This is a genomic window from Devosia sp. ZB163 (assembly GCF_028613635.1).
Classification (GTDB): Bacteria; Pseudomonadota; Alphaproteobacteria; order Rhizobiales; family Devosiaceae; genus Devosia_A.
On sequence record NZ_JAQRMY010000001.1, the window covers coordinates 162015 to 178251 of the forward strand.

Genomic DNA, 16237 nt, shown 5'->3' on the forward strand with positions numbered 1-16237 from the left:
GCGGAAGGAGACGTTCCGTTGCCGCTCAGAACTCCGGTTCGGCCCCGATCGAGTGGATCGAGAGGTCAGCGCCGCGACGTTGCTGCTCGTCCCCGAGGCGGATGCCGAAGAGCCGGTTGGTTGCGTAGTAGAGTGCATAGCCGGCGACGAAGGCGAAGGCCGAGACCGCCAGCGAGCCGACGAGCTGGCCCAGGGGGCTGACCCCACCCATGCCGCCGAGTGCCTCGAGGCCGAGCACGCCGGCAGCCACCCCGCCCCACAGGCCGCACAGCCCATGCAGCGGCCAGACGCCGAGAACGTCGTCGACCTTGAGCTTCTCCTGCGTCCAGATGAAGCCCCTGACGAAGATCACGCCCGCCACGCCGCCAACGACGAGCGCCGCGATCGGATGATAGAGGTCCGAGCCCGCGCATACGGCGACGAGGCCCGCCAGCGCCCCGTTGTGGGTGAAGCCGGGGTCGCTGCGTCCAACAACGACCGCGGCGATGATGCCGCCAACCATGGCCATCAGCGAGTTGATGGCAACGAGCCCCGAGACCCCCGCCACCGTTTGCGCCGACATGACGTTGAAGCCGAACCAGCCGATGCAGAGCAGCCACGTGCCGAGCGCCAGCCACGGGATCGAGGACGGCGGGAACGGCCGGCCGTTCGGCCCGTAGCGTCCGGTGCGCGCACCGATCCGCAGCACCGCCGCGAGTGCCAGCCAGCCGCCCAGCGCATGCACCTGGATCGAACCGGCGAAATCGTGGAAGCGGGCCCCGAAGGTCGCCTCGAACCAGGCCTGTATGCCGTAGTTTCCGTTCCACACGATGCCTTCTGAGAACGGGTAGATCAGCCCTACGATCACCGCCGCCGAGAAGACCTGCGGCCAGAACCTTGCCCGCTCGGCGATGCCGCCCGAGATGATCGCCGGCACGGCGGCGGCAAAGGTCGCCAGAAAGAAGAACTTCACAAGACTGAAGCCCTGCGGCGCGAAACCGGCACCGCCACCCGACAGCGTCGCCGCATCGTGCAGGAACGTGACGCCATAGGCGATCGTGTAGCCGATTGCGAAATAGGCCAGCGTCGAGAAGGCGAAGTCGACAAGGATCTTCACCAGGGCATTGACCTGGTTCTTGCCACGCACCGTCCCCATTTCGAGGAAGGCGAAGCCGCCATGCATGGCGAAAACGAGAATGGCACCGACGAGCACGAAGAACACGTCGAGTCCGGCATTGGACTCCGTCATCTGAGACCTCCCAAAAGACCCGGCTCGCATCCGGGGTTATTCAGAAGGCAACACAATCAAGCCGCGTGCCATCCCGGGGGATGCCGGATCAGTCAATCAGATCAACTGGTTGAATGAATCGGACAAATATCGACCGCGCCGCGGGAAGCGACGTGCCTACCAAATGGGCGATCAACGGCCAACTGCTGCCCATGAATCAGGCAGACGCGGGTCGTCTGGCGGGACGTCCGGGCCCGTTGCCGGGCATCGGTCCGTTGATCGGGGTGTGCAGCCCACGCATTTGCGAGTGGGAAGCCTCTGTGGCGGGCCAAGAGGTACGCAGGCTGCACGCCGCGATCAGCGGCAGGAGGAGCGTCTTCAAGGAAAAGTTGCAGACTTTTCCGGTTCGAAGGCGCGACCAACCGAAGGCGACGAGATCGGAGAGCCAGGCAGGCCCGGCTCCCCGGAGTTTGGCGCGGGACGGAGGGGAGGAGATCCCCGCCCCACGCCATTCGCTTAGTTGTAGGCGCGCTCGCCGTGGCTCGAGAGGTCGAGGCCATCGCTCTCGGCCGACTCGGAGACACGGGCGCCACCGAACACGGCCTTGACGATCAGCATGGCGATCAGCGCAACCACGGCCGACCAGACGATGGCGATACCGACGCCGGTCAGCTGCTTGATGAACTGGCCCCACATCTCGTAGTCGGGCAGCGGGTAGCCGCCGAACGACGGGTTGGCGACGAAGGCGGTGCCCAGCGCGCCGACGATGCCGCCGACGCCATGGATGCCGAACACGTCGAGCGAGTCGTCGTACTTGAACATCGGCTTCAGCGTCACGACGGCCCACAGGCAGACCACGCCGGCAATGGCGCCGAGGATGATCGCACCGACCGTACCGGCGAAACCGGCGGCCGGGGTGATGGCGACGAGGCCGGCAACCGCACCCGAGGCAAAGCCGAGGAGCGAGGCATGACCGCGGGTGAACTTCTCAGCCACACCCCATGCAAGGGCCGCGGCGGCCGGAGCAGTGATGGTGTTGAGGAAGGCCTGGGCGGTCAGGCCGTTGGCTTCGAGGTTCGAACCTGCGTTGAAGCCGAACCAGCCGAACCAGAGCAGGCCCGTACCGATGAACACGAAGGTCAGGTTGTGCGGCGGAATGGGTTCCTTGAGGAAGCCGGTGCGCGGCCCGAGGACGATCGCGGCGACGAGAGCGGCGACACCCGAGTTGATGTGCACCACGGTACCACCGGCGAAGTCATAGGCGCCGAGGTTGAACAGGTAGCCCGTGCCGGCCCAGACCATGTGGGCGATCGGCAGGTACGAGAAGGTGAACCAGATCGCGAGGAACAGCATCACGGCACCGAACTTCATCCGCTCGGCGATACCGCCGACGATGAGGGTGGTGGTGATGCAGGCGAAGGTGAGCTGGAACACCACGAACACCAGTTCGGGCAGCTGGAAGCCGGCCGAGAAGGTGGCGGCGGTCGACTCGATCGTCACGCCCGAGAGGAACAGCTTGTTGAAGTCGCCGATGATGGCGGAAAGACCGCCCTCCGCGCCGCCGAAGGCCAGCGAGTAGCCGTAGGCGACCCAGAGCAGCGCGATCATGGCGACGCCACCGAGCACCTGGCTGAAGATCGAGAGCACGTTCTTGGCGCGCACGAGGCCACCGTAGAACAGGGCGAGGCCCGGCACGATCATCACGAAGACGACCATGGTCGAGACCAGCATCCAGGCGGTATCGCCCTTGTCGATGACCGGGACGACTTCTGCGACGACCTCAGCCGCCGGAGCGGCCGCTTCCTGCGCAAAGGCGGGCAGTGCGAGAGCCAGCGAGGCCAATGCCGCAGCCCCCAGTACTTTTGACATTTTCACGTCTGTCATTGTTGTTTCTCCGAATGATTGCGGCATCAGAGCGCGGCCGCGCCGGTTTCGCCGGTGCGGATGCGGGTAACGGCCAGGAGGTCCAGGACGAAAATCTTGCCGTCGCCGATGCGGCCCGTCTGGGCGCTCTCGCGGATGGCCGAGACGATGGCGTCGGACTGGGCATCGTCCACGGCGATCTCGATCTTCAGCTTGGGCAGGAAGTGCACGGCGTATTCGGTGCCGCGGTAGATTTCGGAATGACCCTTCTGCCGGCCATAGCCTTTGACTTCGGTCACGGTCATGCCGTGCACGTCGAGCGAGTTGAGGGCCTGCCGGACCTCCTCCAGACGCGACGGTTTGATGATTGCGATCACCAGCTTCATGGATGCCCCTTTCAACACGTGGGTTTTTGACGGTCTCCCAATCGGCTCTTTCAGACTCAAGTCGCGTGCCAAACTGCTGCCGCTATCGACAAGTTTATGATTTTCTTGAAGAATTCTGCATGTGCGTCAGTCTGACTGCCCTATGAGGCAGTCTGCGTCCCACTGCACTGCACACTGTTTAGGCAAAACTGCTCAATATGGTGATGTTTTGTGCAGCAGCTTGCGACGCCGCGCGCCCTTGCGCCGCCCTCGGCAGCGCGCGACAAAGCCCCCACCAACGCGGAGAACGCCATGAACGGGGCCAGCTTTGACATCGCGATCGTGGGGGGCGGCCCTGTCGGCCTCACCATGGCCGTGGCGCTCGGCCGCTCGATGAAGGGCCTCAGGATCGCGCTCATCGACCGCCGCCCCTTCTCCGTGCCACGGGATCAGCGTGCTTCGGCCATCGCCGCAGGCGTGCGCCGCATCTTCGTGGAACTCGGCGTCTGGACCGGCATGGCCATCGGCGCCGAGCCCGTCAGGCAGATGAAGATTACCGATTCCGGCACCGGCGACATCTCGCGCCCGCTCTTTCTCCGCTTCGATGGCGATGTCGCGCCGGGCGAGCCCTTCGCCCATCTCGTGCCCAACCAGCTCGTGGCCGAGACCCTGCTCGGCGCCCTGGGCCCCGATGTCGAGATCATCGCCCCGGCCGAGATCACCGGCTTCACCGCCGGGCCGGCAAGCGCACGACTCGACCTCGCCGACGGCCGTACCATCCTGGCACCACTGGTGATCGCAGCCGACGGCGCGAACTCGGCGCTGCGCCGCATGGCCGACATCGAGGTGATCGCGCACGACTACCAGCAGTCCGGCCTCGTCACGACGATCATGCATGAGCTCGACCATGAGGGGACGGCCTACGAGCATTTCCGGCCCGCCGGCCCCTTCGCCAGCCTGCCGCTGCCGGGCAGGCGCTCGTCGCTGGTATGGACCGAAGGGCGCGCCCGCGCCGAAGAACTGAAGGCCCTGCCGCTCGAGGCGGTGGCCGAGGAGATCGAGGCCGTGATGGGCTCGACCCTGGGCAAGGTGACGCTCGAGGAAGGACTGCAATCCTTCCCGCTGCGCCTGCAGGTCGCAAAGAGCTTCACCGCGCCCCGCCTCGCCCTCATCGGCGACGCCGCGCATGTCATCCATCCGGTCGCCGGCCAGGGCCTCAATCTCGGCCTCAAGGATGTCGCGGCCCTCGCCGAGGTCGCCGTCGACGCCTTCCGCCTCGGCCTCGACCCCGGGGCGGCCGATGCACTCGAGCGCTACCAGCACTGGCGGCGCTTCGATACCGCGCTGATGAGCATGGTCACCGACGGCATGGTGCGGCTGTTCTCGAACGATGTCGCACCCGTACGCGCCCTGCGCGACCTCGGCATGGGCGTCGTCGACCGCCTGCCCCCGATCAAGGATTTCCTGATTCGCCGCGCTGCCGGCCTCGACTCGCGCGGCCCGAAGCTCCTCCGCGGCCTGCCGATCTAGCGCGCTAGTTGTTCCCCGGCAGCTTGGGCAGGCTTCGGCCCATGTCGCCGGGCTCGATCTCGCGCGCCTCGTCGAGGCTGAGCATCGGCACGCCCTCGCGGATGGGGAAGGCGAGATGCGCGGCGACCGAGATGAGCTCGGTGCCGTCGACCGACAGCGACAGCCGTGTCTTGGTCAGCGGACAGACCAGCATTTCGAGCATCTTCACGTCGACGACGTGGCGCGGATTGCTGTCGGGAGGCCGCGTCGCGTCGGTCAATTGAGTGGCGAGGCCCGGTTGCCGCCCTTGGCCATCTCGAACTCGGCCATCGCGATCAGCGTTTCCGCCCGCGCCTCGAGCGACTGCGCCTCGAGCAGCGCCTGCTTCTCGGCCGCGCCGTAGGGCGACACCATGCAGCAGAAGTTGACGAGGTCGGCCGTGCCGGTCTTTTCGATCTCGTCCCAGTTGAGGTCGAAATTGCCGAACTCGGCATAGTCCTTCATCATCCTGAGGAAGCGCGTCCGGTCGACGGCCTCTTCCCCGTACTCCCGGTCGAAGTCGGAGACGAAGGCCTCCGTCGAGACCATGGCGCGCCGGAACGGCGTCATGGTCGGCACTTCCTTGATCAGCTCGAAGCGGGTGAGCCCCTCGAGGATGATGAAGTAGCGCGCCTCCTCGACCTCCTCGAAATGGGTGATCCGTCCGATGGTGCCGATCTTTTCGAGCGGTGCCTCGCCCTGCGGGCTCTCCTCGGACGCGTCGAGCGGCTGGATCAGACCAATCAGCCGGTCGCCCTTGAGCGCATGGTCGACCATCTCGACATAGCGCGGTTCGAACACGTTGAGCGGCCGCCGCGCAAACGGCAGCAGCAGCGCCCCCGAAAGCGGGAACACCGGGATGCTGGCCGGAATGTCGGCTGGCGATTCGGGACGCTTCAGCATGGGCGGGGAACCTCCTAGCTGAACAGGAGCGCCGAAAGCAGCCGGCGTCCTTTCAGGGTAGCCGGATCCTTGGGGCCCCAGGCATCGAACAGCTCGAGCAGCTTCTTGCGAGCGCCGTCCTCGTTCCAGGTCCGGTCGCGCTTCATCAGCGTCATCAGCGCCTCGGCGGCTTCGAGCCGCTTCCCCTCGGCATTGTACTTCACCGCGAGGTCGAAGCGCGCCTGGTGATCGTCGGGGTTCTTCTCGAGCTGGGCGACGGTCTCGTCCGTCTCGCTGAGGTCGGCCGCTTCACCCAGCAGCTTCAGCGACGCGAGCGTCGAGGTATAGTCATCACCCTTGCGTTCCGCTTCGGGCATCGTGTCGAGCACCGCCTGCGCCTGCTCGGAATCGCCCGCCGCGAGAAAGACCTTGGCCATGCCGACGATGGCGCCCGGATGATCCGGCTGATGCTGCAGCACCATGCCGAAGAGTTGCGCCGCCTGGTTGAGGTCACCAACCTTGAGCGCCTCCTGGGCCGCCTCCACGGCATTCTTGATCTCTTCCTCGATCGAGCCCGGGGCCGGCTGGCCGGCCGGGGCACCGGAGATCACCTTCTCGGCGAAGCGCCGGACTTCGCTCTCGGGAATGGCGCCGAGGAACGCATCGACCGGCCGGCCGCCGGCAAAGGCGAAGACGGCCGGGATCGACTGGATGCCGAGCTGCCCGGCGATCCCCGGGTTCTCGTCGATGTTGATCTTCACCAGCCGGATCTTGCCCTGCTTCTCGTTGATGACCTTTTCGAGATTGGGCGTCAGTTGCCGGCACGGCCCGCACCAGGGCGCCCAGAAGTCGACCAGCACGGGCGCTTCGAGCGAGGCGTCGATCACGTCGGCCTTGAAGGCGCGATCGGTCGAATCCTTGATCAGCGCCGCCGGCGGATTCGCGGCGGAAGTGGTGGCGGTATTGAGTTCGTTGAGCGACATGCTGCTTGTTTCCTACTCGGACGGGTCCCTGCGAGGCCCGTATCGCCTTGTTTTTTCTGCGCCCCGAAGGGTCTCATGGGCAAGGTTTAGCATGCCTTGCACAAGACCAGAATTATCGGTTGCAAACCCGCTTTCGATTGGGCATATAGGCCCGCGTCGACGAGATGCCAAGCGCAACTGCGGTTGCCGAGGCGGCGTGGACATGGAGTGCGGGTGTAGCTCAGGGGTAGAGCATAACCTTGCCAAGGTTAGGGTCGAGGGTTCGAATCCCTTCGCCCGCTCCAATATCCTCCCGACATGTACGGGATGCGACAAGAGGCCGGACAGCTGTCCGGCCTTTCGCATTTCTAGGCCCGGTACCGCAGCGCCTCGACCAGGAGGGCAAAGGCCGGCGAGGCCTGTCGCCGATGCGGGTAGTAGAGATGGTAGCCCTGAAAGTAGGGACACCAGTCGGCGAGCACCTCGACCAGCCGCCCCGCCTCGATGTGCGGCTGCACCAGGTCGATGGGAATGTACGCCAGGCCCATCCCGTCGAGCGCCGCGTCGAGAATTGGCATGATGCTGTTGAAGGCGAGCTGGCCATCGACCCGGGCATTGATCTTGCGCCCGTCCTTCTCGAACTCCCAGGCATAAAGACTCCCCGCCGACGTCAGCCGGACGTTGAGGCAGCTGTGGCCGGTGAGGTCCTCCGGCCGTTCGGGTTGCGGATGCGCGGCAAAGTAGTCGGGCGAGGCAACCACAGCGAAACGCCAGTCGGGCCCGATGCGCACCGCGATCATGTCCTTTGCCAGCGCTTCGCCCAGCCGCACGCCCGCGTCGATCCGCTGCTCGACGATATTGGTGAAGCCGTGGTCGATGATGACCTCGACCTTGATGTCGGGGTGCTCTCGGAGGAAGGCGTTGAGCCGAGGCTGCAGCACCATGCTGATCACCGAATCCGAGCAGGTGAGCCGCACCGTCCCGGCCGCCCGGTCTCTCAGGTCACCGAGCGCATCGAGTTCGGTCTCGATCTGCTCCAGGTGCGGGCCGATCGAGCGCAGCAGGCGCTCGCCCGCTTCGGTCGCCGAGACATTGCGGGTCGTGCGCGACAACAGGCGCAGGCCGAGCCGCTCCTCCAGCCCCCTCATCGTATGGCTGAGCGCCGATGGCGACACGCCCAGCTTCTTCGCCGCGCGCGTGAAGCTCCGTTCGCTGGCAACCGCGACGAAGGCCACGAGGTCGTTAATGTTGGCGCGCGGCATTGATGAATTCGCTTCACAGGTTCATGCGAACTCTACCCACTAGTCCCGATTATAGGTGTTGACTAGCTTTTGCACCGCCGCTCCCGGGACCATCACGACGGGGAGCGTTCAGCAAGGAGGCCAGCCATGGAAATCACCCGTGCTGGATCGCAGCCTTCGGGCAAGGGCCCGGCGGACTGGTTCACCGGCACCGTTCGTATCGATCCTCTCTTCAATCGCTTCGACCCGGCTCGCGTCCAGGGGGCAAGCGTCACCTTCGAGCCGGGGGCTCGCACTGCCTGGCACACGCATCCACTGGGCCAGACCCTCCTCGTGCTCTCCGGCGCGGGCCGGGTAAGGCGCTGGGGCGGCCCGATCGAGGAAATCCGTCCCGGCGATATCGTGTGGTTCGCCCCGGGAGAAAAGCACTGGCATGGGGCGGGGCCATCGACCGCCATGACCCATGTCGCGATCCACGAAGTCCAGGACGGCCGGACCGTCGACTGGATGGAACACGTCACGGACGCCGATTACGGCGCCTGACGCCCGTCAACATCACCAGACTGAAAGGGGCAGGGATGCTAGCAACAGTCCTCCACGCACCCGGCGACATCCGTTTCGAGGAGGTCGCCGAACCGAAGATCCTCAAGCCGACCGACGCCATCATCAGGCTCTCCGCCACCTGCGTCTGCGGCTCGGACCTCTGGCCCTATCGCGGGCTCCAACCCGTCACCGGCCCGCAGCACATGGGCCATGAGTATTGTGGCGTCGTCGTCGAGGTCGGCAGCGAGGTCACGACCGTCAGGCCGGGCCAGTTCGTCGTCGGCTCATTCTGCCTCTCCGACAACACCTGCCCGCACTGCCGGCACGGCTTTCAGTCCTCATGCCAGCAACGCGAGTTCATGTCGGGAGCCCAGGCGCCCTACGCCCGTATTCCGCTCGCCGACGGCACCCTCGTTGCGACCGCCGAACTGCCGCCCGAGGACCTCATCCCGAGCCTCCTCGCGGCATCCGACGTGCTGGGAACCGGCTGGTATGCGGCCGACGCCGCACGTGTCCAGCCCGGACAGACCGTCGTGGTCGTCGGCGACGGCGCGGTCGGTCTGATGGGCGTACTCGCGGCCAAGCAACTGGGCGCCGAACGCATCATCGCCATGAGCCGCCACAAGAGTAGGCAGGAACTCGCACTCGAATACGGCGCCACCGACATCGTCGAGGAGCGCGGCGAGGCCGGTATCGCCCGCATCAGGGAGCTGACCGGGAACGTCGGCGCCGACGCCGTGCTCGAATGCGTGGGAACGCAGCAATCCATGCAGCAGGCCTTGAAGGTGGCTCGTCCAGGCTCGATGATCGGCTATGTCGGGGTGCCGCACGGGGTGCAGTTCGACGGGCAGTCCCTGTTCTTCAACCAGGTCGGCATGCTGGGCGGCCCTGCCCCGGTCCGCCGCTTCCTGCCCCACCTCATGGACCTTGTCCTCGAGCGCAAGATCAACCCCGGCAAGGTGTTCGACCTCGAGCTGCCGCTGGCCGATGTCGCCGAAGGCTATCGCGCCATGGACGAACGCCGCGCCATCAAGACCCTGCTGCGCGTCTAGCGCTCACACGGAGGACCACATCATGCAAAAACGCAAGCTCGGCCAAGGACTTGAGGTATCGGCCCTTTCGCTTGGCGCCATGGGCTATGGCAAGTCGCGCGAGATCGAGGACCGCGCCGAGATGATCGACCTGCTGCGCAAGGCGGTCGATCTGGGCGTGGATTTCTTCGATACGGCAGAGGTTTACGGCCCCTGGACCAATGAAGAGATGGTCGGCGAGGCCTTCCGTGGCCTGCGCGACAAGGTGAAGATCGCCACGAAATTCGGCTGGAACATCGACCAAACGACCGGCATTAGCGGCGGTGATGTCAACAGCAAGCCCGCACAAATCCGGCAGGCTATCGAGGGCAGTCTGAAGCGGCTCGGCACCGACTACGTCGACCTCTACTACCAGCACCGCGTCGACCCCGACGTGCCGATGGAAGACGTGGCCGGCGTGGTCAGGGATCTGATCGCCGAGGGCAAGGTCCTCCACTTCGGATTGTCCGAGGCCGGCGCCACTTCGATCCGCCGCGCCCATGGCGTACAGCCGGTGGCGGCGCTCCAGAGCGAGTACTCGCTGTGGACCCGCGAGCCCGAGGCCGAGATCATCCCCACGCTCGAGGAACTCGGCATCGGCTTCGTCCCCTTCAGCCCGCTCGGCAAGGGCTTCCTCACCGGCAAGATCGATGCCTCGACGCAGTTGGCCGACAACGACTTCCGCAGCAAGATCCCGCGCTTCGCGCCCGAGGCCCGCGAGGCCAACCAGGCGCTTGTCGATCTCATCCGCACGATCGGCGAGCGCCACGGCGCAACGCCCGCGCAGGTCGCCCTCGCCTGGATCCTCGCCCAGAAGCCATGGATCGTGCCGCTGTTCGGGACGCGCAAGCTCGAGCGGCTGACCGAGAACCTTGGCGCCCTCGGGGTCACCCTCACCGCCACCGATCTCGCTGAGATCGAGGCGGCCAACATAAGCGTCGAGGGCGCGCGCTACCCCGACGAGATGATGCGCCGCGTCGGGATCTAGCGGTGATGTGAAGGGCCGCCGGCCCTGCTGGCGGCCCGGTCCGGCGCAGGCTATAAGCGCTGCGCCGGGGGGCGTCATTGAGGGTTGATACTCTTATGCGCTTGTTACTGGCCGCCTTCGGGCTTGTTGCCGCCTGCCTGCCTGCCGTTGCGGCGGGCGACCCCTTCCCCGGCGCACCCCGCGCCAAGCTCCATGTCCGCATCGAGTTCGCCGGCGCCAACCGGGTCGATCTTCCCAACAAGGTGGAATGGGCCGCCATCGAGGCCTGGCGCACGCTCGAGGTCGACTTCGCGCTCGTCGATGTCGGCAATGACGGCGTTGCTATCGTCGCGCCGGCCGGCGCCGCGGAGGTGCCGCCGGCCATGGCCGACCTCGAGGGCAAGATCGAGGCCTGCGGCGAGGACCAAAAGTGCCTCGCGGCGACCATGAAGGAATTCGCCGAGGCCAGCGCCGGAACGCCCGACATGTTCGCACAGATGACCGGGCAGCAGCCCGGCCGCTTCCGCAACTTCGCTGCCGACCTCCAAGGCACCTGCGCCACCGGAACCCTTGTGGTCCAGGATATCCTCTCCGGCGTCTACATCCCGCCGCCGGAGCCCGCCCGCGCCTACCGCTTCACCCGCGACGGCAACCTGACGCTGCCCCAGGACGATTTCGGCCTGATGGACTATGCCTGCCGCGTCGAGGTCAGCCTCGACCAGGCGACCGGCAACATGAGCCTGCGTCTCCCCGCCGCCAAGCTCGCCGTACCCGTGAAGCTCGGCCCCGGCGCCTTTACCGACGAAACCGCCGTGCCGCTCGTCGAGGACCTCCAGACCATCGAGATCTTCGATCAGCCCGCCGGTTCGGACGGCGCGTGGACCGGCGTCGCCGAACTGGAGGGGGCAGGAGCCGCCTCGCACAACTCGGGCCAGGTCGTCGCCCCGCTCAAGGCGCGCATCGTCTGGCGCCTCGTCGAGAGCTGATACAGCGCTACTGCGACCGGCCGGCAGGAGCCCCCTTCTGCCGGTCGGTCTAGTCGCTGTCTGCGGCTACTGCGGCCAGCACCCGGCCCCGTCCTTGCGCCCGCAGCACCAGCGGCAGGATCAGCGCGACCGCCGCGAGAAAGAGCAGTACCGCCGAAATCGGCGAGGTGAAGAGCACCATCACATCGCCCTGCGAGATGGCCAGCGCCCGCCGCAACTGCTGCTCGGCCATCGGCCCGAGGATCAGCCCGACGACCACCGGTGCGATCGGGAAGTGGAAGACCCGGAGCCCGTAGCCGAGGAGCCCGAACACCAGCAGCATGGCGAGCTCGAACACCGAGGGGTTGGCCCCGATCGTGCCGAGCGTCGCAAACATCAGGATGCCGCCATAGAGCCAGGGCTTGGGGATGGTGAGCAGCCGGACCCACAGCCCGATCAGCGGCAGGTTGAGGACGATCAGCATCAGGTTGGCGACGAGCAGGCTCGCGATCAGCCCCCAGACCAGCTGCGGGTTGGAGGTGAACAGCAGCGGGCCCGGCTGCAGCCCGTATTGTTGGAAGCCGGCGAGCATGATGGCCGCCGTCGCCGAAGTGGGCAGCCCCAGCGTGAGGAGCGGCACGAGTGTTCCCGCCGCCGAGGCGTTGTTGGCCGCCTCCGGTCCGGCGACACCCTCGATCGCTCCCTCCCCAAATTCCTCGGGGTGCTTGGAGAGCTTCTTTTCGACCGCATAGGAAAAGAAGGTGCCGAGTTCGGCCCCACCCGCCGGCATGGCGCCGATCGGAAAGCCGATCACCGTGCCGCGCAGCCACGCCTTCCACGAGCGCGCCCAGTCCCGGGCGCTCATCCACAGCGACCCGCGCACCGGCTCGATCGATTCGGGCGCGCGCTTGCCCTGCGCCGCGACATAGAGAGTTTCGCCCACCGCGAACATGGCGACGGCCAGCGTCGTCACCTCGATGCCGTCGAGCAGCGAGGGATGGCTGAACGACAGGCGCGCCTGCCCGGTCTGGAGGTCGATGCCGACCAGCCCCAGCGTCAAGCCGATGAAGAGCGAGGTCAGCCCCCGCAGCGCCGAGTCGCCGAAGGCGGCCGAGACGGTGACGAAGGCCAGCACCATCAGCGCGAAGTACTCACGCGGGCCGAAGGCGAGCGCAACGCTCACCACCCATGGCGCAAGGAAGGCAAGCGCCAGCGTGGCGATGAGCCCCGCGACGAAAGAACCGATGGCGGCCGTGGCAAGGGCCGGGCCGCCGCGGCCCTTCTTCGCCATCTTGTTTCCCTCGAGCGCGGTAACGATCGAGGCGCTCTCGCCCGGCGTGTTGAGCAGGATCGACGTGGTCGAGCCGCCATACATGCCGCCATAGTAGATGCCGGCGAACATGATCAGCGAGCCGGCCGGATCGAGCTTGTAGGTGACGGGGAGGAGCAGCGCGACCGTGGTCGCCGGCCCGATGCCGGGGAGGACGCCGACGGCGGTCCCCAGCGTCACGCCGACCAGCGCGTAGAGGAGGTTGATCGGCTGGAGGGCAACTGCGAGGCCCTGCCAGAGGAGGAGGAAAGTATCCATCAGGCAACGCCTCCGAACAGGCTGGACACGGCTGTGCCGATGCCTGTCACGACAGTCACCAGCGCCGCCTCGAGCGGGCCGCGCGGCAGCGTCAGAGACAGCCCGCGCGCGAAGATGAGCCAGATGATGCTGGCGAAAAGGATTCCGGCGGGAATGGTGAGCCACATCTTGCGCGCACCGAACCCGCGCGCGACGAAGCCGAAGAGCAGGCCCGTGGCGATCGAGAAGCCGGCGATGCTGATGGTCGCAAGCTGGAGGACCAGCCCTCCGACGATCCACAGCACCGGGGCGAACTCCTGCGGCTCGCGCTCGGGAAAGTCGCCGCGCCAGGCTTCAATCACGGTCCAGAAGGCGAGGCCGCCCAGGCAGATGGCAATGGCATAGGGGATGGTTTGCGGCCCGATGCGGGCATAAGCGCCGCCACCGCCGAGCCGCGACGCGTCCCAGGCGACCACCGCCGCGAGCAGCGCCAGCCCTGCCGCAATGATGAGCGCCGCCCAATCGGGGCGGCGCGTATTTGCGTTGGTGCCGGTCGGCATCGTCATTCCACGAGGCCGATGTCCTTGAGGATCGCGGTCGTCGCCTCGATCTCGGTGGCGAGCTGGGCCTTGAACGCATCACCGGCAAGCCAGGTGTTGTTCCAGCCCTTGGTCTCGAGCGTCTTCTTCCAGGTTTCCGAGTTCACCATCTTCTCGATGTCGGCGGTGATGGCCGCGACCTGCTCGGCCGAGAGGTCGGGGCCGGCCCAGACGCCGCGCCAGTTCTGCACCACGAGATCGACGCCGCCTTCCTTGAAGGTCGGCCCGTCGATGATGGCGACCTTTTCCGGCGCCGAGACGCCGATGACGCGCAGCGCGCCGGCCTCGACCTGGCTCTGGAACTCGCCATAGCCCGAAATGCCGACGGTGACCTGGCTGCCAAGCACGGCCGCGAGGGCCTCGCCGCCGCCCGAGAAGGCGACATAGTTGACGGCCTTGGGATCGACCCCTGCGGTCTTGGCGAACAGGCCCGCCGTGATGTGGTCGGTGCCGCCGGCCGAGCCGCCGGCCCACGACACGCTGCCCGGGTCGGCCTTGAGCTTGGCGACGAGGTCGGCCAGCGTCTTGATGTCGGAGGCCGCCGGCACGACGATGACTTCGTACTCGCCGGTCAGGCGGGCGATCGGGGTCACCGCGTCGAGCGTCACCGGGGCCTTGTTGGTGAGGATGGCGCCGACCATCACATAGCCGCCCACGATCAGCCGGCTCGGATCGCCCTTGGCTTCCTGCGCGAACTGGGCGAGGCCGATGGTGCCGCCGGCGCCGGGAACGTTGGTCACCTGCACATTGCCCGAGATGCCTTCGGCGGTCAGCGCCTCCTGCATGGCGCGGGCGGTCTGGTCCCAGCCGCCGCCGGGCGCCGCGGGCGCCATGATCGAATAGTCGGCCGCCATGACGCCAGCCGGCAGCGCCAGCGCCCCGGCGAGAAATGCTGTCGCGAGAAGATGCTTCATTGCCAGTCCTCCATGTAGGCCGCGCGTCGGCGACCTGCCCTGTTCACTGGGATGGTGTCCCGGACGGTCATGCGACAGCGCGCGGACTTGGGTTGCCGCGGCACGAGACCGATTGTCGGGGTCCTCCCAGACTCCTCGGCCGAACGTTTTTACGCCTCGGCCATCCGGGAAGCAAAGCACATGAAGCTGTCGCCAACCTGACGCTGGCCGATCCGACGGCTCCCCTCCCCCTTGAGGGGAGGGGTTGGGGGTGGGGGTCCATCGGTGATCGCCGCACCACCCCCTCCCTCGATCCCTCCCCTCAAGGGGGAGGGAGGCGAAGGCCGAGAGTCTCGCGGGCTACTGGATGCTCAACGCGTCGTTCCAGCGCCGGATCAGCCGGGCCCGCTTCACCTGGTCGAGATAGACCATCAGCCCCGGGCTGACCGGTACCGGCCGCAGCTGGTTGCCGAGCGCCTGCTGCATGGCGTTGGCCGTGTTATCGCCGGTGACATCGGGATTGAGCGCCGCGATCTGCAGTTGCTGCGCCATGATCGTCTGGCCCTCGGCCGACATGAAGAACTCGAGATAGCGCCGCCCCAGTTCCGGGTTGGCCGCCGCCTTGGGCACGAGCCCGATGCGCGAGGTGACGATCGTGTAGTCGGCCGGGAGCACGATGCCCAGGTCCGGGTTCCGCGCCGCCGCCTCGGCCGCATAGGAGCCGAGGATGTTGTAGCCGAAGACGAACCTGCCGTCGGCGACGCGATCGACGATGGCCGAGGTGGTCGAATAGAGCTTCACCCCCGCCGCGCCCATGGCGCTGACCAGCGTCCACAGGTCCGAGTACTGCTCCTGGTCGCGCGAGAAGAACATGAAGCCCACGCCCGAGCGCTCGATGTCGTAGGTGCCGATCCGGCCGTGGATCGCGTCGGCATTGGTCTTGAGGTACTGGATCAGCTCGGCCCGCGTCGACGGCGGCTTCGTGCCGGCAAAGCTGGGCTTGTGGTAGATGAAGACCGCCGGCTCGTAGGTGAGCGCATAGGCCGTGTTGCGCCAGTTGGCCCAGCGCGGCCAGCTCTCCGCCAGCGGCACGTCGCTTTCCTGCGCATAGCCGTCATTGGCGAGCTTCACCTGCAGGTCCATCGAGGACGAGAAGGCGAAGTCCGCCGTCACCCCACCAGCATCGGTCTCGGCAACCACGCGGTCGAAGATGTCCACCGTCTGCAGGTCCTCGTAGGCAACCGCGATATCCGGGTTCGCCGCCTGGAACGCGGCGATCATCGGCCGCGCCAGCGGCTCGTCGAGGGACGAATAGACCGTCACCTTGCGCGCCTCCCCGGAGCCGTCGATTGCCGGGTAGAGCTTGAGCTCGGCCAGGGCGGGCGTGGCGAGCAGGACGGTAAGGAACACGAGCAGTCTGATCATGGGGCGGGACCATGCGCTTTGACCCGCGCCTCCCGCAAGACCCCAGCGCCCGCTGCCTGCCCTTCTTCCAGCAGCGCCGGATGAGAGGGGTGGGCAGCAATCGCCGCGCGTTCTAGGTTCCCGCCCCGGGGGAGAACCGC

Annotated in this window: 16 protein-coding genes and 1 tRNA gene; 6 read left to right on the forward strand and 11 right to left on the reverse strand. The window is 66.8% G+C overall.

The genetic code is table 11. The features are described 5' to 3' along the window. Positions 1-25: 25 nt before the first annotated feature. From PRN20_RS00800 to PRN20_RS00810, 3 genes are all read right to left on the reverse strand, one after another. Entirely contained in the window at positions 26-1228 is a 1203-nt protein-coding gene (locus PRN20_RS00800) for an ammonium transporter (RefSeq protein WP_273955021.1), read from the reverse strand. Between the two features lie 495 nt (positions 1229-1723). Next, positions 1724-3091 (reverse strand): ammonium transporter, encoded by a 1368-nt coding sequence (locus tag PRN20_RS00805; RefSeq protein ID WP_273955022.1) that lies wholly within the window; start codon positions 3089-3091, stop codon positions 1724-1726. 26 nt (positions 3092-3117) lie between these two features. Beyond that, positions 3118-3456, reverse strand: coding sequence for a P-II family nitrogen regulator (locus PRN20_RS00810; protein ID WP_055046886.1), 339 nt, complete (start codon positions 3454-3456; stop codon positions 3118-3120). A 210-nt stretch (positions 3457-3666) separates the two neighbouring features. Between PRN20_RS00810 and PRN20_RS00815 the strand changes: the two genes are divergently transcribed. Further along, positions 3667-4965 (forward strand): FAD-dependent monooxygenase, encoded by a 1299-nt coding sequence (locus tag PRN20_RS00815; protein ID WP_337956197.1) that lies wholly within the window; start codon positions 3667-3669, stop codon positions 4963-4965. 4 nt (positions 4966-4969) lie between these two features. Here PRN20_RS00815 and PRN20_RS00820 read toward each other — a convergent pair whose 3' ends face one another. Genes PRN20_RS00820 through PRN20_RS00830 form a run of 3 tightly spaced genes read right to left on the reverse strand, consistent with a single transcriptional unit; the run spans position 4970 to position 6848 of the window. Then, positions 4970-5167, reverse strand: coding sequence for a Trm112 family protein (locus PRN20_RS00820; protein ID WP_273956752.1), 198 nt, complete (start codon positions 5165-5167; stop codon positions 4970-4972). Positions 5168-5220: 53 nt separating this feature from the next. After that, positions 5221-5886: an LON peptidase substrate-binding domain-containing protein gene (locus PRN20_RS00825; RefSeq protein WP_273955027.1), complete on the reverse strand. Its 666-nt coding sequence runs from the start codon at positions 5884-5886 to the stop codon at positions 5221-5223. A 14-nt stretch (positions 5887-5900) separates the two neighbouring features. After that, positions 5901-6848 carry a thioredoxin family protein gene (locus tag PRN20_RS00830; protein ID WP_273955029.1) on the reverse strand — a complete coding sequence of 316 codons (948 nt, stop codon included), beginning with the start codon at positions 6846-6848 and terminating at the stop codon, positions 5901-5903. Between the two features lie 209 nt (positions 6849-7057). Between PRN20_RS00830 and PRN20_RS00835 the strand changes: the two genes are divergently transcribed. Continuing rightward, positions 7058-7132 (forward strand) — tRNA-Gly (locus tag PRN20_RS00835). Positions 7133-7195: 63 nt separating this feature from the next. Here PRN20_RS00835 and PRN20_RS00840 read toward each other — a convergent pair. After that, on the reverse strand, positions 7196-8089 hold the full coding sequence (locus PRN20_RS00840) for a LysR family transcriptional regulator (protein WP_273955031.1): 894 nt from the start codon (positions 8087-8089) through the stop codon (positions 7196-7198). A gap of 126 nt (positions 8090-8215) precedes the next feature. Here PRN20_RS00840 and PRN20_RS00845 point away from each other — a divergent pair, with 126 nt between their 5' ends. The 4 genes from PRN20_RS00845 to PRN20_RS00860 all read left to right on the forward strand — a co-directional run bounded on the left by PRN20_RS00845 (position 8216) and on the right by PRN20_RS00860 (position 11634). After that, on the forward strand, positions 8216-8611 hold the full coding sequence (locus tag PRN20_RS00845; RefSeq protein WP_273955032.1) for a (R)-mandelonitrile lyase: 396 nt from the start codon (positions 8216-8218) through the stop codon (positions 8609-8611). 35 nt (positions 8612-8646) lie between these two features. Further along, positions 8647-9663, forward strand: coding sequence for a zinc-dependent alcohol dehydrogenase family protein (locus PRN20_RS00850; protein WP_273955033.1), 1017 nt, complete (start codon positions 8647-8649; stop codon positions 9661-9663). A 22-nt stretch (positions 9664-9685) separates the two neighbouring features. After that, positions 9686-10669 carry an aldo/keto reductase gene (locus tag PRN20_RS00855; protein ID WP_273955035.1) on the forward strand — a complete coding sequence of 328 codons (984 nt, stop codon included), beginning with the start codon at positions 9686-9688 and terminating at the stop codon, positions 10667-10669. A 95-nt stretch (positions 10670-10764) separates the two neighbouring features. Then, the gene (locus PRN20_RS00860) at positions 10765-11634 is read left to right on the forward strand and encodes a hypothetical protein (protein WP_273955036.1); all 870 of its coding nucleotides are present in this window, start codon (positions 10765-10767) and stop codon (positions 11632-11634) included. Positions 11635-11683: 49 nt separating this feature from the next. Here the strand turns inward: PRN20_RS00860 and PRN20_RS00865 are convergent, their stop codons facing one another. The 4 genes from PRN20_RS00865 to PRN20_RS00880 form a co-directional block, all read right to left on the reverse strand. After that, positions 11684-13201, reverse strand: coding sequence for a tripartite tricarboxylate transporter permease (locus PRN20_RS00865; RefSeq protein ID WP_273955037.1), 1518 nt, complete (start codon positions 13199-13201; stop codon positions 11684-11686). Then, positions 13201-13746, reverse strand: coding sequence for a tripartite tricarboxylate transporter TctB family protein (locus PRN20_RS00870; protein ID WP_443112517.1), 546 nt, complete (start codon positions 13744-13746; stop codon positions 13201-13203). Before PRN20_RS00870 ends, PRN20_RS00865 begins: the two co-directional genes overlap by 1 nt. Further along, positions 13743-14693 carry a Bug family tripartite tricarboxylate transporter substrate binding protein gene (locus PRN20_RS00875; protein WP_273955038.1) on the reverse strand — a complete coding sequence of 317 codons (951 nt, stop codon included), beginning with the start codon at positions 14691-14693 and terminating at the stop codon, positions 13743-13745. Before PRN20_RS00875 ends, PRN20_RS00870 begins: the two co-directional genes overlap by 4 nt. A 339-nt stretch (positions 14694-15032) precedes the next feature. Further along, a complete protein-coding gene (locus tag PRN20_RS00880; RefSeq protein ID WP_273955039.1) occupies positions 15033-16097 on the reverse strand; it encodes an ABC transporter substrate-binding protein in 1065 nt (354 codons plus the stop codon). Between the last annotated feature and the right edge of the window lie 140 nt (positions 16098-16237).